We start from the raw sequence: 21,460 nt of genomic DNA, 5'->3' as shown, positions 1-21,460 counted from the left end.
GCCGCGCGTATTACGCTTCTTCCGGCGCGTCGGTCAGATGGATTTCGATGCCGCCGAAGCGCGACGCAACCCAGTTGTACGCATGGCAGGCAATCCACAGCAGCACGAAACCGAGAATCGCGTTGAGCAGCAGTGCGCTGAACACGGTGCTCAGTTCCACCGAGCCGTAACGCACGAATGCGACCACCACGCCGAGCAGCACGATCGGCACCGAGAACGTCAGGTAGACGAGGATCAGTGCTTTGGCCGTCTGTCCGGGTGCGATGAACGAGATCTGTTTTTTCATGTAAGTCAAACCCGTGTGTCGTAATGGTTGTGGGTGAATACCGGTGATGGGCGAGTGGTGAGCGCGTGATGGCTGGCGATGCGTCGCGCGTGCGTCAGATCAGACCGTCGAACAGCATGATCGAAACTGACTCTCCAGCCGCAATGTCGCCTTCGTCGTGGCCGAGCGCGATAAAGCAGTTCGCTTCGCTCATCGAACTCAGCACGCCCGAGCTTTGCGAGCCGGTCGGCGTGACGTGCCAGTGTCCACGTGCATCCTGTTCGGCGACGCCGCGCAGGAATTCGGTGCGGCCCGCGCGTTTGCGCAGCGCCTCGCGGCTCGTCGCATGAATCACCGGTAGGGGGCGCGGCGTCGCGCCGGCCATCAGCAGCAGCGCGTCGCGCACGATCTGGTAGAACGTCACCATCACGGCGACCGGGTTGCCCGGCAAGCCGAAGAATAGCGCGGGTTGGCCTACGCCGGGCTGCGCGCCGGACCACACGCGGCCGAACGCGAGCGGCCGGCCGGGGCGCATCGCGAGGCTCCAGAACGCGACATCGCCGAATGTCTGCAGCAGCTGTTTCGTGAAATCGGCCTCGCCGACCGATACGCCGCCCGACGTCAGCACCACGTCGGCGCTCGAAGCGGCACTGCGCAGCGCCGCTTCGAGCGCGGCTGGTTCGTCGCGCACGACGCCGAGATCGAGCGCATCGACGTTCAGTCGGCGCAGCATCGCGAATAACGTGTAGCGGTTGCTGTCGTACACCGAGCCGGCGTCGAGAGGCTCGCCGAGCGAGCGCAACTCGTCGCCGGTCGAAAAAAACGCGACCCGCAAGCGCCGGCGCACGCTGACTTCGCCGATGCCGAGCGATGCAAGTAGACCGAGGTCCGACGCGCGCACGATGCGCCCGGCGCGTAGCGCGATCTGGCCTTGGGCGAGGTCTTCGCCGGCGCGGCGGCGGTTCGCGCCCGCGACCGCCGCGTTGGCGGCAAAGCGGATCGAGGCGGTGCCGGCGTTTCGTTCCACCCGCTCCTGCGGCACCACGGTGTCGCAATCATTGGGCATACAGGCACCCGTCATCACGCGTACGCACTGGTTCGCCGCGACGCGGCCCGCGAACGGATGACCGGCAAGCGCCTTGCCGGCGACCGCCAGCTCGATGTTTCTCATGCCATTTTGCGCGTTGCCGGCGAGCGCCGCGCGATTGAACGCGTAGCCGTCCATCGCGGAGTTGTCGTGCGCGGGGACGTCGATCGGCGACACGATGTCGACGGCAAGCACCCGGTCGAGCGCATCGCGCAACGCCACGCGCTCAACGGCCGCGACCGGCGTCGCCCACTGCCGGACAATCGCCTGAGCGGCCGAAACGGGAAGCGCGTGAGGATCGTACTGCGCGACGCAGCGGGAAAAGTCGTTGAGCGTGGTCATGAAGGGCTGGGCGTCGCGACCGGAGACGGGCGCGGCTATCGCCGCGCGGCCAAGGCGGATGTCAGCCGGGGCCTCGATTACGTTCGAGGTCGGCGAGTTCTTGTAACGAGTTGGCATTGTAGAACGGGCGCTCATCGGTAAAGACGACTTCGACCGTCTTGTGGCGCGCGTACCACGCGCGGACCTTGCGTTCGCCGGCGGCCAGAAACGCCGCGAGGTCGTCTGCCAGCGTGGTGCGCATCAGCGCGAACACCGGGTGCAGCGACGTGTCGCCGTGGGCGTCGATGGTGGTCACCGTCGCGAGGTCGGCCTGGTTCGCGTCCAGCGCCTGCGCGAGTCGCGTGGCGAGGTCGGCGGGCAGCCATGGCGAGTCGCAAGGCGCGCTGAGCAGACAGGCGGTGCTCGCCGAGCGCAGGCCGGCGAGTATGCCCGCGAGCGGCCCGGGAAAGTCGGGCAGCGTGTCGGCGAGGACCTTCGCGTGGTACGGCGCGCCGAGCGTGGCGTAGATATCGGGATGGCGGTTCGCGCTGATCAGCAGCGCGCCGGTTTGCGGCGCGAGGCGCTTCATCACGTGGGCGGCGAGCGGCTCGCCGTGCAGCGGTTGCAGGCCCTTGTCGACGCCGCCCATGCGTCTGCCGCGGCCGCCCGCGAGCACGAGGCCGGTGATCTGTTCGCGAGTGGTTTGCATGGGCCGGCCGCTCAACCGCCGATGTAGGACATTTCGACACGACGTCCGGCCGGTTCGCCTGGATCGGCCGGCTGGCTGCCGCGCAACTGCGAATAGCGGTCGCTGCGGCCTTGCCAGATTTCGGCGATGGCCGTGGCGATTTCGGCCTCGCTGGCGCCGCCGCGCAGCAACGCGCGCAGATCGTGGCCAGTCGATGCGAACAGGCACAGATACAGCTTGCCTTCCGTCGACAGACGCGCGCGCGTGCAATCACCGCAAAACGCGCGCGTGACGCTCGAAATCACGCCGATTTCGCCGCCGCCATCGACGTAGCCCCAGCGCTGCGCGGTCTCGGCGGCGCTGTGCGCTTCGAGCGGGGCCAGCGGGAAGTGCGCGGCGATGCGCGTGACGACATCGGCGGACGGCAGCACTTCGGTCATGTTCCAGCCGTTCGACGTGCCGACGTCCATGTATTCGATGAAGCGCAGCACCGCACCCGAGCCTTTGAAATGACGCGCCATCGGCACGATTTCGCTGTCGTTGGTGCCGCGTTTGACGACCATGTTCACCTTGACCGGCGCGAGGCCGACTGCATGCGCGGCGGCGATGCCGTCGAGCACGTCGGCGACCGCGAAGTCTGCGTCGTTCATGCGGCGAAAGAGGGCGTCGTCGAGCGCGTCGAGGCTGACGGTTACGCGGGTGAGCCCGGCGTCCTTGAGGCTTTGCGCCTTGCGCGCGAGCAGCGAACCGTTGGTGGTCAGTGTGAGATCGAGCGGGCGGCCCGCCGGCGTGGTCAGACGGGACAGACGTTCGATCAGGAATTCGAGATTCTTGCGCAGCAGCGGTTCGCCGCCGGTCAGACGGATTTTCTCGACGCCATGCGCGACGAAGTGCTGCGCGAGCCGTTCGATCTCCTCGAAGCTCAGCAGCGCGCTGTGCGGCAGGAACGCATAGTCTTTGTCGAACACCGCACGCGGCATGCAGTAGACGCAGCGGAAATTGCAGCGATCCGTCACCGAGATGCGCAGATCGCGCAGTGGCCGCGCGAGCGTATCGTGCAGCACGCCGCTAGGCGTCTGCGTCGGGCCGGTGATAACCGGCGCCGCACTGAGGTCGGCAACAGGGATGATGCGTCGGGACATGAAATGCTTCGTCGGATGCGTAAAACAGACAGCGGAATATCCATTTTATCGGAAATGGCCGCGACGGCAGGCACGCCGCGGGCGCTGTCGGGGTATACGGGGGGGCCGCATGACGCCGCCGCTGCCGGAGACTGCTTCGGCCGGCACGCGCGGAAATGAAAAAGCCCGCCGGGGAGGGCGGGCTTTTTACTGGCAACGACGCGCGTTACTGCGGATGCTTGATCGTTTCGATCTGCTGCATCGGCGCGTTGTCGGCCGGCGGCAGCGACTTGCGTTCACGGATGACGCGCGGCGGCTTGACCGTTTGCGCCGCCGCTTCCTGCGCGGCGCGAAGCTTGTCGGCGTCGGTGTTCACCCAGATCAGGCCGGCCTGTTCGAGGATCGGCTGCAGTGCTTCGGCCGATGCCGTGCCGCGCGCGGGAGCTTGCGGTGCCTGCTGCGGGGCTTGCGGGGCCGGCTCGACCTGGACCGCGACCGGAGCCGCGACTGTGATCGAAGCAGGCTCGACCGTCACCGGTTCCGCCGTGACGGCCGGGTGCGGCTCGGCGATCTCGGCTTGCGGCGCGGGCTCGACTGCCGGTGCCGCGACGACCGTGGCCGGAGCCGCGGTTTCGAGCGGAGCCGGCGCGGCTTGCGCTTCAGCGTGGATTGCCGGCGGCGCTTCGATGGCCGGTGTAACCACCGGAGCTTCGGCGCCTGCGACTGGTTCGACCAGCGAAACCGTCTCGCTGGCGGCCGGCGCGGCCTCGGCCGCGACAGGTGCCTCAGCCGGCGCTTGCGCGGCCGGCTCTACAGCGGGCGGTTCCACGGCAGCGGGGGCTGCCGGAGCCTGTTCGACAGGCACGACCTTTTCGGTCTTCGCAGCGCTTTCCGCGGCTAGTGCCGGGGTTTCGGCTGCCGCATGCAGCTCGGTCACGACCACGGTTTCCGTTGCAACGGCGGCGACCACCACTTCGACCGGTGTCACGTCCGTCGCTTCGCTTCGCTCGACCTGGCGTTCGACCGGCTGCGCGGCGCGCAGCGGGGCGTCGTCGTTCGCACCGGCGTGATCGCCTTCGGCTTCCGCGACATCCGCCGCGAGGTTGCCGTTGACGTCCTCTTCACGCTCGCGACGGCCGCCGCGACGACCGCGCCGGCGACGACGACGCTCTTCGCCGTCACGCGCGACCGCTTCCTGATCGATCGGTGCGCCGTTTTCGCCAATGGCTGCCTGGTTGCGTGCCAGTTCGTCCGCGGCTTGCGCGTCGGTTTGCGTCAACGCTGCGGCGGTTTCCACCTGCGGCTTGCGACGCTCACCGCGCTCGCCACGTTCTGCGCGCTCACCACGTTCACGGCGTTCGCCACGTTCCTGACGCTCGGCGCGTGCCGCGCCTTCGACGGCTTCCGTACGCTCGGCGCCACGGCCGTCGCGTTCGCGGCCTTCGCGTGCCTCACGCGGCTCGCGAGCTTCGCGCGGTTCACGGCCTTCACGGGCCTCACGCGGTTCACGATTGCCGCGCGGCTCGCGGCCTTCACGCGCCTCCCGGCCTTCGCGCTCCTCGCGACGCTGCGACGGCTGCTGGCCTTGTGCCTGACGGCCACCCGCGACGCCTTCGCCGCGTGCTGCCGTGTCACGGCTGCCCGCGGTGCCACGGCGGTTGCGGTTGCGATCGCCGCCACGCTCGCCGGTGCGCTCACCCCGCTCCGTGCGCTCACCGCGCGCCGGACGGGCAGGCTTCTCGGTCGCGGCCGGCGCGGCGGGTGCCGGCGCGGCCGGCTGCATGCCGAACAGATTCTTCAGCCAGCCGATGAAGCCGCCGCTTGCCGGCGTGACCGCGACCGGAGCCGGTGTGGCCGCCGGGCGAACCGGCGCGCTCGGCGCCGGCTTCTCGGGCGTGATGCCCTTGACCGCCGCTTCCTGCTTCGGCTTCACTTCCTCGCTGCGCTTGCTGTAGCCGGTTTCCGATTCGAGCTCGCGGGCTGCTTCCTCGGCCATCTTCCACGACGCGCGCGGGTCGTCGAGACGCGCGTCGTCGTGACGCAGGCGCTCGAGCTTGTAATGCGGCGTATCGAGGTGCTTGTTCGGGATCAGTACGACATTGACCTTGAAACGCGATTCGATCTTGTTGATTTCGGCGCGCTTCTCGTTCAACAGGAAGGCGGTCACTTCGACCGGCACCTGGCAATGGATCGCCGCGGTGTTTTCCTTCATCGCTTCTTCCTGAATGATCCGCAGCACTTGCAGCGCGGACGATTCGGTATCGCGGATGTGGCCCGTGCCGTTGCAGCGCGGGCAGGTCACGTGGCTGCCTTCCGACAGCGCCGGGCGCAGACGCTGGCGCGACAGCTCCATCAGGCCGAAGCGCGAGATCTTGCCCATCTGGACGCGCGCGCGGTCGTGCTTGAGCGCGTCTTTCAGACGCTGCTCGACTTCGCGCTGGCTCTTGGCCGATTCCATGTCGATGAAGTCGATCACGATCAGGCCGCCCAGGTCGCGCAGACGCAACTGGCGGGCGACTTCGTCGGCGGCTTCGAGGTTCGTGCGCGCGGCCGTTTCCTCGATGTCCGCGCCCTTGGTCGCGCGTGCCGAGTTCACGTCGATCGCGACGAGCGCCTCGGTGTGGTCGATCACGATCGCGCCGCCCGACGGCAGCGGTACCGTGCGCGAGTATGCGGTTTCGATCTGGTGCTCGATCTGGAAGCGCGAGAACAGCGGCACGTCGTCGTGATACCGCTTCACCTTGCTGACATTGTCCGGCATCACGATATCCATGAAGGCGCGTGCCTGGTCATGGATTTCGGTGGTGTCGATCAGGATTTCGCCGATGTCGGGCTGGAAGTAGTCGCGAATCGCGCGAATCACGAGGCTCGATTCGAGATAAATCAGCATCGGCTGACCGCTCGTTCCGCTTTGCGACGCGGCTTCGATCGCGCGCCACAGCTGCATCAGGTAGTTCAGGTCCCACTGCAGTTCTTCGGCGCTACGACCGATGCCGGCCGTGCGCGCGATGATGCTCATGCCTTCCGGAAGTTGCAGCTGCGCCATGGTTTCGCGCAGTTCCTGACGGTCGTCGCCTTCGATCCGGCGCGACACGCCGCCGCCGCGCGGGTTGTTCGGCATCAGCACCAGATAGCGGCCGGCGAGCGAGATGAAGGTGGTCAGGGCCGCACCCTTGTTGCCACGTTCTTCTTTTTCGACCTGGACGATCAGTTCCTGACCTTCCTTGAGCGCGTCCTGAATGCGTGCGGAACGCATATCGACGCCATCGCGGAAGTATTGGCGGGCGACTTCCTTGAACGGCAGGAAGCCGTGGCGGTCTTCGCCGTAGTTGACGAAGCAGGCTTCGAGCGAAGGCTCGATGCGGGTGATGATGCCCTTGTAAATATTGCCTTTGCGCTGTTCGCGCCCGGCGGTTTCGATGTCGATATCGATGAGTTTTTGCCCATCGACGATGGCGACGCGCAGTTCTTCCTGCTGCGTCGCGTTGAACAACATTCGTTTCATTGAACGGCTCCAGAGCGGCCTCGCCGGCCCGGGCTCGCGCGGTTGTCAGTCGCGAAAGCTGGGACGGGCGGCGGCGTGCCGCGTCTTATTGTGATTTCACAAGCACGCTGGAGCGGGAAAGATGGCGGGAGAATTGCCTGAGAGGGCCCGGGCCCGTCAAAAACGGACACGGTGCCGCAGGGCACAGCGAACACGGCTTCAAATCATGACCTGACACGCCCCGGTTTGCCGGCAGACCTTCACAAGCGTTCGTCCTGTCGTGCCGGCGCGCCAACTGGGCGCACGAGCGAACGACGAAAGCCGGGTCATGCCGCAACGGGAAGTTCGCGCAGGCGGCGCGTCTTTTCCTGCTGAGGGGTGTCTCGTTTCATTTTTTGACGTCGCCATGTCTTGCACTTTCTACAAGACGCCTCGGGCGCACGCCGTATTTTCGCAACTTGCAGCTTCGTCCGGCAGGGCGTCATACCACCCGGACCGCAAAGCTGAAAGCTAAATTCTTTTTTACCAAAATTCCGCTACCGCGAAGCCGACCTTGACCGAACGCGCCTGTGGGCGCCGTCCCTGCCGGGCACTGACTTCGTGCGTGCAACTCGTTGCATCTCATTTTGAGGGTGAGCAACCAGACCCCGGCGCAAGTAAAATAACGGTTTAATCGCTTGCGCCTTCGCAATCCATCCGCATTCCGGACGCTGTGCGGACACTGCACCGGCCGCCGCGGACTGCTGGGCAAATTATATTCAGAATGAAAGAGTTAGGCAAAACATCCCAGAGATCGGTTGCAAGCGTGGTCGCGAGCGACCAGGTCTCGCTGATTGAAATCGACGACAGCTCGGCCGGACAGCGCATCGACAATTTCTTGCTGCGCGTGTGCAAGGGCGTGCCGAAAAGCCATATTTATCGCATTTTGCGCAGCGGCGAAGTGCGCGTGAACAAGGGCCGGATCGATGCGCAGTACCGCCTCGAAGTCGGCGATCTGGTGCGCGTGCCGCCGATCCGCGTCGCACAACCTAATGAAACCGTCGCGCCACCGCCCGTTCCCGCCGGCGGTTTTCCGATTCTTTTCGAAGACGAACATCTGCTCGTGATCGACAAGCCGGCCGGCGTCGCGGTCCACGGCGGCAGCGGCGTCGCATTCGGGGTGATCGAACAGTTGCGCGGCGCGCGCCCGCAGGCGAAATTCCTCGAACTCGTGCATCGGCTCGATCGTGAAACCTCCGGCGTGTTGATGCTCGCGAAAAAGCGGGCCGCGCTCGTCAATCTGCACGAACAGATCCGCGATAACCGGATCGACAAGCGTTACTACGCGTGCGTGCACGGCGAATGGGCGGCCGACTGGGGGCGCCGTCGCGCCGTGAAAGAGCCGCTGCACAAATACCTGACCGCGGATGGCGAGCGCCGTGTGCGCGTGCAGGCGGACGGACTCGCATCGCATACGGTCTTCAATCTGGTCGATCGCTGGCCGGGCTACGCGTTGCTGGAGGCCGAACTGAAGACGGGGCGCACGCACCAGATCCGCGTTCACCTGCAACATCTGGAGCTGCCGATCGTCGGCGACGCTAAGTACGGCGATTTCGCACTGAACAAGGCGCTTGCACGCGCCAACGCGATGCCGGGCATCAAGCGCATGTTTCTGCACGCTTACCGGTTGAAGCTCACGCATCCGGCCACGGGCGCGCCGCTGCAGCTGGAAGCGCCGCTGCCGGCCGACTGCCGCGGCTTCATCGAACAACTCAACGAACTACGGACTGGGTCTAACCCGGAGACCACACTGCATGGCTAGAGAGCAATTTGACCTGATCGTGTTTGACTGGGACGGCACGCTGATGGACTCGACCGCGCACATCACGCGCAGCATCCAGGCGGCATGCCGCGACCTCGGCTTGCCGGTTCCCGCCGACGAAGCCGCAAGCTACGTGATCGGCCTCGGCCTGCGCGACGCGCTGCAGCTGGCTGCGCCGACGCTCGATCCGGCCGACTATCCGCGGCTTTCGGAGCGCTACCGCTTCCATTATCTGGTGAAGGATCAGACCACTGAGCTGTTCCCCGGCGTGCGGGAGATGCTGCAGGAATTGCGCGATCTCGGCTATCTGCTGGCTGTCGCGACCGGCAAGAGCCGCGTCGGCTTGAACCGCGCGCTCGACCAGGCGCGCTTGACGAGCCTGTTCGACGGTACGCGCTGCGCGGACGAAACATTCTCGAAACCCCATCCCGCTATGCTGCATGAACTTACCCGCGAATTGGGGCAGGATACGGCGCGCACAGTGATGATCGGCGACACGACACATGACCTGCAGATGGCGATCAACGCCGGCGTGGCGGGGATTGGCGTCACTTATGGCGCGCATCCAGCCAATTCGCTGAGCGCGATGGAGCCGAAATTCGTCGCATCGAGCATCAGCGACCTGTCCGGGTGGCTGCGGGAGAACGCATGAGCGCCGACGCTGGGAGTCCCGTAGCCTCGGCCGCCGCGGACGCCGTGCGCATCTGTGCGGCTGGCGAACTGGCGGACGGGGGTATCGGCATCCGCCGCGACGCGCGGATCGGCGAGCAGGACGTCGTCGTGTTCTTTATCCGCTACGATGGCCGCGTCTACGGCTACCTGAACCGTTGCGCCCACGTGCCAATGGAACTCGACTGGTCGGAGGGACAGTTCTTCGAATCGTCCGGCTTATACTTGATGTGCGCGACACATGGCGCGATTTACGCGCCAGATACCGGCAAATGCGTGGGCGGCCCGTGCCGCGGCGGCCGATTGCGCCCCGTGCAGGTCGAGGAGCGCGAGACGCCCGAAGGCCGGGCGGTTTTCTGGCTGCCTGACGGCGAGTTGCTGCCGATCATCCCCTGATTTTTCTCTTTCCATCTATCCACTGCCCGCATGTCCGACAATCTGACCCCCGAGAAGGATCCTGCACCGGGCGGCCGTTCCCGCCTGCCCAATACCGAGCCGGGCTGGGAGCGGGCCGCGCTCGAGCGCATCGCGCTGGCGGCAATCACTGAGCAGCGCGCGGCGCGGCGCTGGCGGATTTTCTTCCGTTTTGTGTTCCTCGCGGTTCTCGCGGTGATCGTATGGGGCGCGCTAAATGTTTCAGGCGAGCGCGTCGCGACCACCGGGCGGCACACGGCGATGGTGACGCTAGACGGTGAAATCGCGGCGGATACGAATGCAAACGCCGAAGATATCAACACCGCGCTCGATACCGCGTTCGAGGATTCCGGCACTGCCGGCGTCATCCTGTATTGCAACAGCCCGGGTGGCAGCCCGGTGCAGGCCGGCATCATCAATAGCGAAATTCGCCGGTTGCGCGGCAAATATCCGTCGATTCCGCTGTATGCGGTGGTTGGCGACATGTGTGCGTCAGGCGGCTATTACGCGGCGGCAGCGGCGGACAAGATCTATGTCGACAAGGCGAGTATCGTCGGCTCGATCGGCGTGCTGATGGATGGCTTTGGGTTTACTGGCCTGATGGATAAGCTCGGAATCCAGCGCCGGCTGCACACGTCGGGCGAGAACAAGGGATTTTTCGATCCGTTCTCGCCGGAAACGCCGAAGATGGACGAACATGCGCAGGCCATGCTCGATCAGATCCACGCGCAGTTCATCGACGCGGTTCGCCAGGGCCGGGGCAAACGCCTGCACGAGACGCCGGATATGTTCTCGGGCCTGTTCTGGACCGGTCAGAAGAGCGTCGAACTCGGTCTCGCCGACGGCTTCGGCGACCAGGACTACGTTGCGCGCGAAATCTTCAAGGCGCCGGATATCGTCGATTACACAGTCAAAGAAAGCATTACGGACCGCGTTGCACGCAAGTTCGGCGCCGCGGTTGGTGCTGGCGCGATGCGGGCGATGGCGCTTGGTGCGAAACTCAGCCTGCATTGATCTGGCTAATATAAAAAGCCCGCGCAATCGTCCTTCTCGATTTGCGCGGGCTTCGTCATATAGTTGCACGGTTTTCGCGTAACCGGTCTGCGTGTGCCGATAGCGGATGTCGCTCAGGCCGCCAGAATCAGAAAGATGGCCGGCCGTTTGTGCAGGTCCATCTCCGGCTTTTTCTTCCAGTCGGCTACGGTTCGGCTCGCGATGGTTTCCGTCGGCAGCGTGAGGTCGACAGCCACGCATACCAGTGTCGATGGTGCGCAAGTCGCAAGCAGCGTATCGAGCAGCGCGCGGTTGCGGTAAGGCGTTTCAATAAAAATCTGCGTCTGCTTGCCTTTGCGTGACTGTTGTTCCAGATCGCGCAGGCGTTTGGCGCGCTCGGCGGCGTCGACGGGCAGGTAGCCGTGGAATGCAAAGCTCTGGCCGTTCAGCCCCGACGCCATCAGCGCGAGCAGGATCGAACTCGGGCCGACCAGCGGCACGACTTTCACGCCACGCTCGTGAGCGCGGCGTACCAGCAACGCGCCGGGGTCCGCGACCGCCGGGCAGCCAGCCTCGGAGACGAGCCCCGCGTCGGTGCCTGCAAGCAGCGGCGCGAGCAGCCTGTCGATTTCGCCAGCCGGTGTATTGACGTTCAGTTCGCGAATCTCGATTTCCTGGATTGGCCGCTCGGTGCCGACTTTCTTCAGGAATGCGCGCGTGGTTTTCGCGTTTTCGCCGATGTAATAGTGCAGCGACGCCGCGCGGGCGCGGACCGGCGCGGGCAGCACGAACTCGAGCGCGCTCGCGCCGCCTTCTCCGAGCGTGTTCGGAATCAGGTACAGCGTACCGTTCATAGCGCCTCCAGTAGTGGGTAACCGGCCGCGAGCAACATGCGCGACAGCGCGATCAGCGGCAGACCGACCAGCGCGGTCGGGTCGTCGGAATGGATGGCCTCCAGCAGCGCGATGCCGAGTCCTTCGGATTTGGCGCTGCCAGCCACGTCATACGGCGTTTCGGCGCGCAGATAGGCGTCGAGCGCTGCGTCCGGCAGATTGCGAAAACGCACGCGGGTGATCACGTCGACGGTTTGCGCGGTGTCCGTCGCGCTGTCGAACAGGCACAGCGCGCTATGGAACAGCACTTCGCGGCCGCGCATCGCCTGCAGTTGCGCGAGTGCCTTATCGTGCGTGCCGGGCTTGCCGATCTGCAGGCCGTCATAGGTGGCGACCTGGTCGGAGCCGATCACGAGCGCGGCTTCGTCCGCCCCAAGCCCTTTGGCCACCGTGCGGGCCTTGGCTTCGGATAGCCGCAGCGCGGTGACCTCGGGCATTTCGCCGGCGAGCGGTGTTTCGTCGATTGCAGGTACGACGACGTCGAATGGCACGCGCAGGCGTTCGAGAAGTTCACGGCGATACCGTGAACTCGACGCCAGAATCAGGCGTGGCGGGCGTTTGAGGGAATCAGGCATGGTTAGGCGAAAGCTAGGGAGGCGGGTCGTACGGGGTCGTGCGCGTACGGGCTTAAGTGTTTGACTCGAAAAGACAAAACGGATATGATTTTGGGCTTTTCACGGTATGCTTGCGCTTCAGGATTCAGGCGCGTTCAGCGGCTTGCGGTGGCCTGAAAGGCCGAACAGGATTGAAGAACGCAGTGGCCGCGAATCCCGCCGGCTGTCTCGCAAACCGGTTTATCTCCGCGCTGGCTTGCCGTCGCGGACCACCCCGGCAACATGCTTGCCGACGCAGGAGCGCGCATGACTCAACATCCTGGCAAACCTGCAGGTCTGTCCGACCCGCATGAACTCGATCTGTTCGAATTTGCGCGGAGCGGGCGTCAGGCCGCGGGTGTCGTGCGCGTCTCGCAACTGCCGCGCATGTTAAACGAAGTCCCTGCGGAAGCGCCAGATCGCGATACCACGTTCACGTGGCAAGCCGAAGGAGCGACGCAGCCGGAATTGCAGGACGACGGCACCGAAGGTCCGCAGCCTTATCTGAGGCTGGCGATTCACGGTGCAGCGTGGCTTGAATGTCAGCGGTGCCTGACGCCGTATTCGCAGGCGTTCAACGTCGATGCAACTTACCGGGTCGTCAACACGGAGGCGGAAGCCGAAGAGTTTCCGCTCGACGAGGATGAAGTCGAGGTGATCGTGGGCTCGCGCCAGTTCGATCTCATCGACTTGATCGAAGAAGAGTTGCTGCTTTCTTTGCCGCTTGTGCCCAAGCACGAAGTCTGTCCCGAAGTGCACGAGAGCCTTGTTTCGGGCGCGGACGGCAACGAAGGCGAGAGCGATGAAGCAGTGCAGGGCGAGGCTGCTGAAGGCGGCGAGTCCGAGAAGCGTAATCCGTTCGCGGCGCTCGAAAGTCTCAAGCGCGAGGAGCCCGGCGGCAAGAAGCACTAAACAGTTGCAGAGGAGCGCGATGCGGGCGCATTGGCCAATCGGCCAGTGGCGGAGACCATATCGGGCTGTGTTAGAATTCGGAAAATTTTTAGGAGTTAGTCATGGCAGTTCAACAAAACAAGAAGTCGCCGTCGAAGCGAGGCATGCACCGTTCGCACGATTTCCTGACGGCAGCGCCGCTGGCCGTTGAGCCGAGCACCGGCGAAGTGCATCTGCGTCACCACATCAGCCCGAACGGCTACTATCGCGGCAAGAAAGTCGTCAAGACGAAGAACGACTAATCGTTCACTGCGATGCGCCCTGTGGCGTTTCGCGTAGCGATCGGCTCGCTTGACATTTTCCCGGTTCGGCAAAAAGGCGGCATTCAACTGCCGCTTTTTTGTGCCTGAAATTCGTCGCACTCCATGACAGTAAAGCTCACGATAGATTGCATGGGAGGCGACCACGGCCCGTCCGTGACCGTTCCCGCTGCCGTCAACTTCGTTCGTTCGCATCCCGACGCGCATCTGTTGCTCGTCGGCATTGAAACTGCGATTCGTGCGCAGCTGAAGAAGTTGAAGGCTCAGGATCTGCCGGCGCTGACCGTCGTGCCCGCTTCCGAGGTCGTCGCGATGGACGACCCGGTCGAGGTCGCGCTGCGCAAGAAAAAAGATTCGTCGATGCGCGTGGCGCTGAATCGCGTCAAGGAAGGCGAGGCGCAAGCCTGCATTTCCGCCGGCAACACCGGCGCATTGATGGCGGTCTCCCGCTATGTGCTCAAAACACTGTCGGGCATCGAACGCCCGGCTATCGCGTTTGCACTCCCCAATCCCCACGGCTACACGATGATGCTCGACCTGGGCGCCAACGTCGACTGCGAGCCGCAGCACTTGCTGCAGTTCGCCGAGATGGGGCACGCGCTCGTGTCCGCGCTCGAGGGCAAGGAGCGGCCCACCATCGGGCTGCTCAACATCGGCGAAGAAGTCATCAAGGGTAACGACATCATCAAACGTGCCGGCGAACTGCTGCGCGCGAGTACACTGAACTTTCACGGCAACGTCGAAGGTGACGACATCTACAAGGGCACCGTCGACGTAATCGTCTGCGACGGCTTTGTCGGCAACGTCGCGCTGAAGACTTCGGAAGGTCTCGCGCAGATGCTCTCCAATATCATCAAGGAAGAGTTCGGCCGCTCGTGGCTCACCAAGGTGATGGCGGTGCTCGCGCTGCCGGTATTGATGCGTTTCAAGAAACGCGTCGATCATCGGCAATACAACGGTGCCGCGCTGCTCGGCTTGCGCGGTCTGGTGATAAAAAGCCACGGTTCCGCCGATGCCTACGCGTTTGAGTGGGCCATCAAACGCGGGTATGATGCCGTCAAAAACGGCGTGCTGGAGCGCCTTGCGCGAGCAATGGAAGAGAACGCGGGTTCTCTCGAACAGGCGGCGCGCGACGCAAGCGGTGCGGGTCACGCAAGCCCGATCGCAGGCCAGCCGGCCGAGCCCTACGCTGCGCAATCCTCGAAGGCATAATGGCTCAATCCACTATCTATTCCCGTGTGCTGGGTACCGGCAGCTATCTGCCGCCGCAGCGCGTCACCAATCAGGATCTGGCCGAGCGTCTCGCAAAGCAGGGTGTCGAGACGAGCGACGAATGGATCGTCGCGCGCACGGGCATCCATGCGCGTCACTTCGCCGATCCGGACGTCACGACCAGCGACCTCGCGCTGATCGCGTCGCAGCGCGCGATCGAAGCGGCGGACATCGATCCGCAGTCCATCGACCTGATCGTCGTCGCTACGTCTACGCCTGACTTCGTCTTTCCGAGCACGGCCTGCCTGCTGCAGAACAAGCTCGGCATCAAGAACAACGGCGCCGCGTTCGACATACAGGCCGTGTGCTCCGGCTTCGCATATGCGGTAGCGACGGTGGACAGCCTGATCCGCAGCGGCCAGCATCGCACGGCGCTCGTGATCGGCGCGGAGACCTTCTCGCGGATTCTCGACTTCAACGACCGTACCACCTGCGTGCTGTTCGGCGATGGCGCGGGCGCAGTGATCCTGCAGGCGTCGGACGAGGCGGGCGTGCTGTCGAGCGCACTGCACGCGGACGGCAGCTATTCGAATATTCTCTGCACGCCGGGTAACGTGAATGGCGGCGTGGTCGCCGGCAGCGCGTTCCTGCACATGGACGGCCAGGCGGTGTTCAAGCTCGCGGTCAACGTGCTCGAGAAAGTCGCGATCGAAGCGCTCGAGAAAGCCGATCTGAAACCTGAGCAGATCGACTGGTTGATTCCGCATCAGGCCAATATTCGCATCATGCAAAGTACCTGCCGCAAGCTTGGTTTGCCGCAGGAGCGCATGGTGGTCACCGTGGGCGAGCACGGCAATACGTCGGCGGCGTCCATTCCGCTCGCATTCGACGTCGCGGTGCGCGACGGTCGCATCAAGCGCGGCCAGAACGTGCTGATCGAAGGCGTCGGCGGCGGCTTCACATGGGGTGCGTCGGTCATTCGCTACTGAGCGCGACGACACATCGCGGGGCGCTGCGGGTCGAGCAGGCGCAAAGCTCGCGTTCATGGCCGCCGCGCACGGCGGCCGCATCCGATTAAACCGATTTTGGGGACGATATGAAATTCGCGTTCGTTTTTCCTGGGCAGGGCTCGCAGGCGGTCGGCATGCTCAATGCATTTGCCGATCACGCACTCGTGCGCGAGACGGTTCAGGAAGCCTCCGACGCACTCAATCAGGACCTCGGCAAACTGATCGCCGAAGGTCCTGCCGAAGATCTCAATCTCACCACCAACACCCAGCCGGTCATGCTGACCGCGGCCTACGCGGTCTACCGCGCGTGGCGGCAGGCGGGCGGCCCGGCGCCGGCGATCGTCGCCGGTCATAGCCTTGGCGAATACACTGCGCTCGTCGCGGCGGGCGCGCTCGCGTTTCGCGACGCGGTGCCGCTCGTGCGGTTCCGTGCGCAGGCGATGCAAACGGCGGTGCCGGTGGGCGTTGGCGGCATGGCCGCGATTCTCGGTCTCGACGACGACACGGTGCGCGCGGTCTGCGCGGAAGCGTCGGCGGCTGGGGTCGTCGAGGCCGTCAATTTCAACGCGCCGGCGCAGGTCGTGATCGCGGGCCACAAGGCCGCGGTCGAGAAGGCTTGCGAAGTTGCGAAGACGAAGGGTGCGAAGCGCGCGCTGCCGTTGCCGGTCTCGGCGCCGTTCCACTCGTCGCTGCTCAAGCCCGCGTCGGATCAGTTGCGCGAATATCTCGCGAGCGTCGAAATACAGGTGCCGTCGATTCCCGTCATCAACAACGTCGACGTCGCGGTGGTCAACGAACCCGCCGCGATCAAGGACGCGCTGGTACGCCAGGCGGCCGGTCCGGTACGGTGGGTCGAATGCGTTCAGGCGATGGCTGCGCAGGGTGTCACGCACGTGATCGAGTGCGGCCCGGGCAAGGTCCTTGCCGGTCTGACCAAGCGTATCGACGGCAATCTCGTCGGCGCATCGTTGTTCGATGCAGCGTCGCTCGAAGAAACACTGAAACTCGTGACGGCAGGCTGAACTCGCCATTCGCCGACAAAGCGCACCGACGAAGTGGTGTCGCGAGCGCGGTGGCATTTCGTCACCAGAATCAGCAAGAATCAATCAGCCCGCTTGGCGGGCATCCGGACTGACAGATGGAAAAGACTCTCGACAAGCAGATCGCAATCGTGACAGGCGCGTCGCGCGGCATTGGCCGTGCGATCGCAATGGAACTGGCGCGCCAGGGCGCGACGGTCATCGGCACCGCGACCAGCGAAAGCGGCGCGGCCGCGATCACCGAAGCGTTCAATGCGGCCGGCGTTAACGGCCGCGGTGCAGTGCTCAACGTCAATGACGCGGCCGCGGCGGAAGCGCTGATCGACGGCACGGTCAAGGAATTCGGCGCGCTGCACGTGCTCGTGAACAACGCCGGCATCACGCAGGATCAACTGGCGATGCGTATGAAGGACGACGACTGGGACGCGGTGATCGACACTAATCTGAAGTCGGTGTTCCGGCTGTCGCGCGCGGTGCTGCGTCCGATGATGAAGGCCAAGGGTGGCCGCATCATCAACATCACGTCGGTGGTCGGCTCGGCCGGCAACCCGGGACAAATCAACTACGCGGCCGCGAAGGCCGGCGTCGCCGGCATGACCCGTGCGCTCGCGCGCGAGATAGGGAGCCGCGGCATCACCGTCAACTGCGTCGCCCCGGGTTTCATCGATACCGATATGACGAAGGCGCTGCCCGAAGAACAGCACACCGTGCTGAAAACGCAGATTCCGCTCGGCCGTCTCGGCAGCCCGGAAGACATCGCGCATGCGGTCGCATTTCTCGCGTCGCCGCAGGCGGGCTACATCACCGGTACGACGCTGCACGTGAACGGCGGCATGTACATGCAATAGCCGATTCCGGTTACTATCCGCGCCTTGATGCGTTTGCAGAAGCATGGGGGCGCATGCCTTGACAGGAACCCGATGCGCCGCTTTTTTGCCGGGTCAAACCTGATAAAATGCGCGCACCTGTATTTTTGAACTTCTTTTCCCTTGGAGGGGTAATGGACAATATCGAACAGCGCGTCAAGAAGATCGTCGCGGAACAACTGGGCGTTGCGGAAGCGGAAATCAAGAACGAAGCGTCGTTCGTGAACGATCTCGGCGCCGACTCGCTCGACACCGTCGAGCTCGTGATGGCCCTCGAAGACGAATTCGGCATGGAAATTCCGGATGAAGAAGCCGAGAAGATCACTACCGTTCAGCAAGCGATCGACTACGCTCGCGCGAACGTCAAGGCCTAAGGTCATTCGCGCCTGCGTTTCTGCATTGGCGGCGCATGACGCCCTGCCGCGCCATGTGCTGGCGCCAGCGGGGCGGGTGCTTTGCACCGCGCTGCTTGCCATGCGGGAGCCTGCGATGCTGACTGCGCATTTTTCCGCGCGATTGCCGACTTAAACAGCCACAGGGCACACAGGGCAGACTCCTGTGGCCGCTGTGGCTTTTGCTTTTGTCATCTATGAAAAAGGGGTTACCGTGAGCCGCCGTCGTGTTGTCGTTACAGGCCTGGGGCTGATTTCGCCTGTTGGCAATAATGTTGCCGATGGCTGGGCCAATCTGGTCGCCGGCAAGTCTGGTATTGCCAATATCACGAAGTTCGATGCGTCGAACTTTTCGACTCGTTTCGCCGGCGAGGTGAAGGGTTTCAATATCGAGGACTACATCCCCGGTAAGGAAGCACGCCATATGGATACGTTCATCCATTACGGCGTGGCTGCGGGCATCCAGGCGATGCAGGACAGCGGCCTCGAAGTCACCGACGAGAATTCAGAGCGTATCGGCGTGGTAGTCGGTTCGGGCATCGGCGGTCTGCCGATGATCGAGGTCACGCAGACCGAACTGCTCAATCGTGGCCCGCGCCGTATTTCGCCGTTCTTCGTGCCGGCTTCGATCATCAACATGATCTCCGGCCATCTGTCGATCAAGTTCGGCATCAAGGGTCCGAATCTGTCGATCGTCACCGCGTGTACGACCGGTCTGCACTGCATCGGCGAGGCTTCCCGTCTGATCGAATACGGCGATGCCGACGTGATGATCGCGGGTGGCGCGGAATCGACCGTGTCGCCGCTCGGTATCGGCGGCTTTGCGGCGGCGCGTGCGCTGTCGCAACGCAACGACGATCCGGCAACCGCGAGCCGTCCGTGGGACAAGGACCGCGACGGCTTCGTGCTGGGCGAGGGTGCTGGCGTGATGGTGCTCGAAGAGTACGAGCACGCGAAGGCGCGCGGCGCGAAGATCTACGCGGAAATCGGCGGCTACGGCATGAGCGGCGACGCGTATCACATGACCGCTCCGCTCGAAGACGGTGACGGCGCCCGCCGCTGCATGCTGGCCGCGCTGAAAAACGCCGGCATCAATACCGACGAAGTGACTTACCTGAACGCGCACGGCACCTCCACGCAGCTCGGCGACCTCGCCGAAACGACCGGCATCAAGCGCGCGTTCGGCGACCACGCCAAAAACATGGTCGTGAACTCGACCAAGTCGATGACGGGTCACCTGCTGGGCGGCGCTGGCGGTCTGGAGTCGGTATTCACGGTGCTCGCCGTGCATCACCAGATCTCGCCTCCGACCATCAATATCTTCGACCAGGACCCGGCCTGCGATCTCGACTACTGTGCGAACACCGCGCGGGAGATGAAGATCGACATCGCGCTGAAGAACTCATTCGGGTTCGGCGGCACGAACGGCACGCTGGTGTTCAAGCGCGCCTGATCGACTGATAACGGGTGACGCGCCAGTCGACGACGCCGGCCTTGCCGGCGCTTTCCCCCGAAACGGCAACGTTGGACAGGGCGACGCAGCGGATTGCGCTGCGTCGCTCGGTTGCGTTGCGCGCCGTGTTGGGGGCTTTCGTACTGATTGCGACATTTGCCGTCCATAGCCGTCTCGCGTCGCATCTGGACGCGGGGCGGGCTGCTCTGTTGACACTTGCCGTAGCGGCGCTGCTTGCGCTGTGCGCGGCAAGATATGACGCGGCGCAGCCGCGCGTGCTGCAAATCGGACGGGACGGACTTTCCGTCTGGAACGAGGCGGGAGTGCTACTCGCGCAGGGGAGTATCGTCGGCTGTGCGCAGTGGTCCGGCCTTTTACTTTCTCTCGCACTTCAACCAGAGGGTCGCCGAACGGGCACGCGGTTGACTGGCTTTCGCGCTCGCGTGCACACCGTGCTACTGCCCGCCGATGCGCTGCCGGCCCCTGTTTTTCGTGAGCTTTCCGTGCTTGGCCGGCGTGCCGCCGGCGCCTGACTGTAACGACTGTAACCGCTGTTACCGTAGTAACGTCCCCTTATGAGGGGGACGCTACAATGGTCCCCCGCCATGCGCCCTATAGTTAACGGATTTATCAGGTGAGCGAAAAAGAAATTGATCAGGTGCTGGTCGAGCGCGTCCAGAAGGGCGACAAGGCCGCGTTCGAGCTTCTGGTCTCCAAATACCACCGTAAGATTCTCCGGCTGATTTCGCGCCTCGTGCGGGATCCCGCCGAAGTCGAAGACGTCGCGCAGGACGCCTTCATCAAGGCGTATCGTGCGTTGCCGCAGTTTCGCGGGGAATCGGCGTTCTATACGTGGTTGTACCGGATTGCGGTCAACACCGCGAAGAACTACCTTGCCACCCAGGGCCGTCGGGCGCCCACTTCGACCGAAGCGGATGCTGAAGAAGCTGAAACTTTCTCGGACGCCGACCAACTAAGGGATATCAACACGCCTGAGTCGATGTTGATGAGCAAACAGATCGCCGAGACGGTCAATGCTGCGATGGCGGTTTTACCGGAAGAATTGCGCACCGCCATTACTCTTCGAGAAATTGAGGGTTTGAGCTACGAGGAAATCGCTGAGATGATGGGTTGCCCAATCGGCACGGTCAGATCACGAATTTTCCGCGCTCGCGAGGCCATTGCGGCAAAATTGCGTCCATTGCTTGACACACCTGAAGGCAAGCGCTGGTAAGCTCCAAAGCGTCCAGCCGGCCGAGCGGGGCATAGGTGCAATATCTGGATTAGTGGTGTCACTACGGGGTATTTGTAAAGATGGGGAGCATCATGGGGTCGGTCTCGATGCAATCGCAAGCGGGTTCGCGCGGCGAGCGTCTGTCCGCTGTCGTCGACGGTGAACTGTTCGATGAAGAGCACTTGAACCTGGACAAGTTTCTTTCCGGACTCGACGGCGAGGATCATGCCGCCTGGTCGAGCTACCATCTGATCGGCGACGCGTTGCGTTCCGACGAGCTGGCGATCAGCCCGGCAAGGAGCAGCGCATTTCTGAGCGGTTTCGCCGCCCGTCTCGACAGCGAGCCGCATGTGCTGGCGCCGGCAGCGGTCCGTTCCACGACTGTTACGCGCCATCTGCTTGGGCTACGCCGCCGTGTCGTACCGGCTTTTGCGGTTGCCGCCGCCGCAGCCACGCTGACGTGGATCGTCGTGCCGCAATTGCAGGGTGTGCCGGGCGGTTCGGGCGCGCAACTGGCGTCGCGCGGCGACGCGGTGCAGCGCGTCGCGATGGCGTCGGTGCCGGGGCAACCGTCGCAAGACGCCAACATCATTCGCGACGCCAGTCTCGATCAATACCTCGAAGCTCACCAGCAGTTCGCGCAACAGCCGGCCATGGCGGGCTCGATGCCGGTGATTCGCGCTGCTTCAGTCTCCACGCAGGGCCAATAGTTT

22 protein-coding genes are annotated in these 21,460 nt (G+C 64.1%); 15 read left to right on the top strand and 7 right to left on the bottom strand.

Going from position 1 to position 21,460, the window contains the following annotated elements:
* Positions 1–10: 10 nt before the first annotated feature.
* From L0U82_RS12735 to L0U82_RS12715, 5 genes are all read right to left on the bottom strand, one after another.
* Positions 11–286, bottom strand: coding sequence for a hypothetical protein (locus L0U82_RS12735; protein WP_085480927.1), 276 nt, complete (start codon positions 284–286; stop codon positions 11–13).
* 94 nt (positions 287–380) lie between these two features.
* The gene (gene moeA / locus L0U82_RS12730; protein ID WP_233831466.1) at positions 381–1,694 is read right to left on the bottom strand and encodes a molybdopterin molybdotransferase MoeA; all 1,314 of its coding nucleotides are present in this window, start codon (positions 1,692–1,694) and stop codon (positions 381–383) included.
* Positions 1,695–1,755: 61 nt separating this feature from the next.
* Positions 1,756–2,382, bottom strand: coding sequence for a molybdenum cofactor guanylyltransferase MobA (gene mobA / locus L0U82_RS12725; protein WP_233831465.1), 627 nt, complete (start codon positions 2,380–2,382; stop codon positions 1,756–1,758).
* Positions 2,383–2,393: 11 nt separating this feature from the next.
* Positions 2,394–3,503: a GTP 3',8-cyclase MoaA gene (gene moaA / locus L0U82_RS12720; RefSeq protein ID WP_233831464.1), complete on the bottom strand. Its 1,110-nt coding sequence runs from the start codon at positions 3,501–3,503 to the stop codon at positions 2,394–2,396.
* Between the two features lie 205 nt (positions 3,504–3,708).
* The gene (locus tag L0U82_RS12715) at positions 3,709–6,987 is read right to left on the bottom strand and encodes an Rne/Rng family ribonuclease (RefSeq protein WP_233831463.1); all 3,279 of its coding nucleotides are present in this window, start codon (positions 6,985–6,987) and stop codon (positions 3,709–3,711) included.
* Between the two features lie 742 nt (positions 6,988–7,729).
* Here L0U82_RS12715 and L0U82_RS12710 point away from each other — a divergent pair.
* The 4 genes from L0U82_RS12710 to L0U82_RS12695 are packed head-to-tail and all read left to right on the top strand — an operon-like array spanning position 7,730 to position 10,864.
* Positions 7,730–8,767 carry an RluA family pseudouridine synthase gene (locus L0U82_RS12710; RefSeq protein WP_233831462.1) on the top strand — a complete coding sequence of 346 codons (1,038 nt, stop codon included), beginning with the start codon at positions 7,730–7,732 and terminating at the stop codon, positions 8,765–8,767.
* Positions 8,760–9,419, top strand: coding sequence for an HAD-IA family hydrolase (locus L0U82_RS12705; protein ID WP_233831461.1), 660 nt, complete (start codon positions 8,760–8,762; stop codon positions 9,417–9,419). Before L0U82_RS12710 ends, L0U82_RS12705 begins: the two co-directional genes overlap by 8 nt.
* Positions 9,416–9,832, top strand: a complete 417-nt coding sequence (locus L0U82_RS12700; protein WP_233831460.1) for a Rieske (2Fe-2S) protein — start codon at positions 9,416–9,418, stop codon at positions 9,830–9,832. Before L0U82_RS12705 ends, L0U82_RS12700 begins: the two co-directional genes overlap by 4 nt.
* 30 nt (positions 9,833–9,862) lie before the next feature.
* Entirely contained in the window at positions 9,863–10,864 is a 1,002-nt protein-coding gene (locus L0U82_RS12695; RefSeq protein WP_233831458.1) for a S49 family peptidase, read from the top strand.
* 113 nt (positions 10,865–10,977) lie between these two features.
* On the opposite strand, the gene L0U82_RS12690 is transcribed toward L0U82_RS12695, so the two are convergent.
* Both L0U82_RS12690 and L0U82_RS12685 read right to left on the bottom strand, forming a co-directional pair.
* Positions 10,978–11,697 carry an SAM-dependent methyltransferase gene (locus tag L0U82_RS12690; protein WP_233831457.1) on the bottom strand — a complete coding sequence of 240 codons (720 nt, stop codon included), beginning with the start codon at positions 11,695–11,697 and terminating at the stop codon, positions 10,978–10,980.
* Positions 11,694–12,311 (bottom strand): Maf-like protein, encoded by a 618-nt coding sequence (locus tag L0U82_RS12685; protein ID WP_233831456.1) that lies wholly within the window; start codon positions 12,309–12,311, stop codon positions 11,694–11,696. Before L0U82_RS12685 ends, L0U82_RS12690 begins: the two co-directional genes overlap by 4 nt.
* Positions 12,312–12,596: 285 nt before the next feature.
* Here L0U82_RS12685 and L0U82_RS12680 point away from each other — a divergent pair, with 285 nt between their 5' ends.
* The 11 genes from L0U82_RS12680 to L0U82_RS12630 all read left to right on the top strand — a co-directional run bounded on the left by L0U82_RS12680 (position 12,597) and on the right by L0U82_RS12630 (position 21,457).
* On the top strand, positions 12,597–13,241 hold the full coding sequence (locus L0U82_RS12680) for a DUF177 domain-containing protein (protein ID WP_233831455.1): 645 nt from the start codon (positions 12,597–12,599) through the stop codon (positions 13,239–13,241).
* A gap of 101 nt (positions 13,242–13,342) precedes the next feature.
* Entirely contained in the window at positions 13,343–13,522 is a 180-nt protein-coding gene (gene rpmF / locus L0U82_RS12675) for a 50S ribosomal protein L32 (RefSeq protein ID WP_006401275.1), read from the top strand.
* A gap of 123 nt (positions 13,523–13,645) precedes the next feature.
* Positions 13,646–14,752 carry a phosphate acyltransferase PlsX gene (gene plsX, locus L0U82_RS12670; RefSeq protein WP_233831454.1) on the top strand — a complete coding sequence of 369 codons (1,107 nt, stop codon included), beginning with the start codon at positions 13,646–13,648 and terminating at the stop codon, positions 14,750–14,752.
* A complete protein-coding gene (locus L0U82_RS12665; protein ID WP_233831453.1) occupies positions 14,752–15,741 on the top strand; it encodes a beta-ketoacyl-ACP synthase III in 990 nt (329 codons plus the stop codon). The genes plsX and L0U82_RS12665 overlap by 1 nt, the downstream gene beginning before the upstream one ends.
* A 107-nt stretch (positions 15,742–15,848) precedes the next feature.
* Positions 15,849–16,784: an ACP S-malonyltransferase gene (gene fabD, locus L0U82_RS12660; protein ID WP_233831452.1), complete on the top strand. Its 936-nt coding sequence runs from the start codon at positions 15,849–15,851 to the stop codon at positions 16,782–16,784.
* Between the two features lie 116 nt (positions 16,785–16,900).
* A complete protein-coding gene (fabG, locus tag L0U82_RS12655; RefSeq protein ID WP_233831451.1) occupies positions 16,901–17,650 on the top strand; it encodes a 3-oxoacyl-ACP reductase FabG in 750 nt (249 codons plus the stop codon).
* 152 nt (positions 17,651–17,802) lie between these two features.
* Entirely contained in the window at positions 17,803–18,042 is a 240-nt protein-coding gene (acpP, locus tag L0U82_RS12650) for an acyl carrier protein (RefSeq protein WP_004197638.1), read from the top strand.
* 232 nt (positions 18,043–18,274) lie between these two features.
* Entirely contained in the window at positions 18,275–19,513 is a 1,239-nt protein-coding gene (gene fabF, locus L0U82_RS12645; RefSeq protein ID WP_233831450.1) for a beta-ketoacyl-ACP synthase II, read from the top strand.
* 41 nt (positions 19,514–19,554) lie between these two features.
* Positions 19,555–20,046, top strand: a complete 492-nt coding sequence (locus L0U82_RS12640; RefSeq protein WP_442793616.1) for a hypothetical protein — start codon at positions 19,555–19,557, stop codon at positions 20,044–20,046.
* Between the two features lie 101 nt (positions 20,047–20,147).
* The gene (rpoE, locus tag L0U82_RS12635) at positions 20,148–20,747 is read left to right on the top strand and encodes an RNA polymerase sigma factor RpoE (protein ID WP_006051939.1); all 600 of its coding nucleotides are present in this window, start codon (positions 20,148–20,150) and stop codon (positions 20,745–20,747) included.
* 92 nt (positions 20,748–20,839) lie between these two features.
* The gene (locus tag L0U82_RS12630) at positions 20,840–21,457 is read left to right on the top strand and encodes a sigma-E factor negative regulatory protein (protein WP_233831449.1); all 618 of its coding nucleotides are present in this window, start codon (positions 20,840–20,842) and stop codon (positions 21,455–21,457) included.
* The last annotated feature ends 3 nt before the right edge of the window (positions 21,458–21,460 follow it).

The sequence above is a fragment of the Paraburkholderia sp. ZP32-5 genome (assembly GCF_021390495.1).
GTDB lineage: Bacteria > Pseudomonadota > Gammaproteobacteria > Burkholderiales > Burkholderiaceae > Paraburkholderia.
The sequence above is the reverse complement of the archived record's forward strand: the minus strand, read 5'-3'. Positions and strand labels throughout refer to the sequence as shown.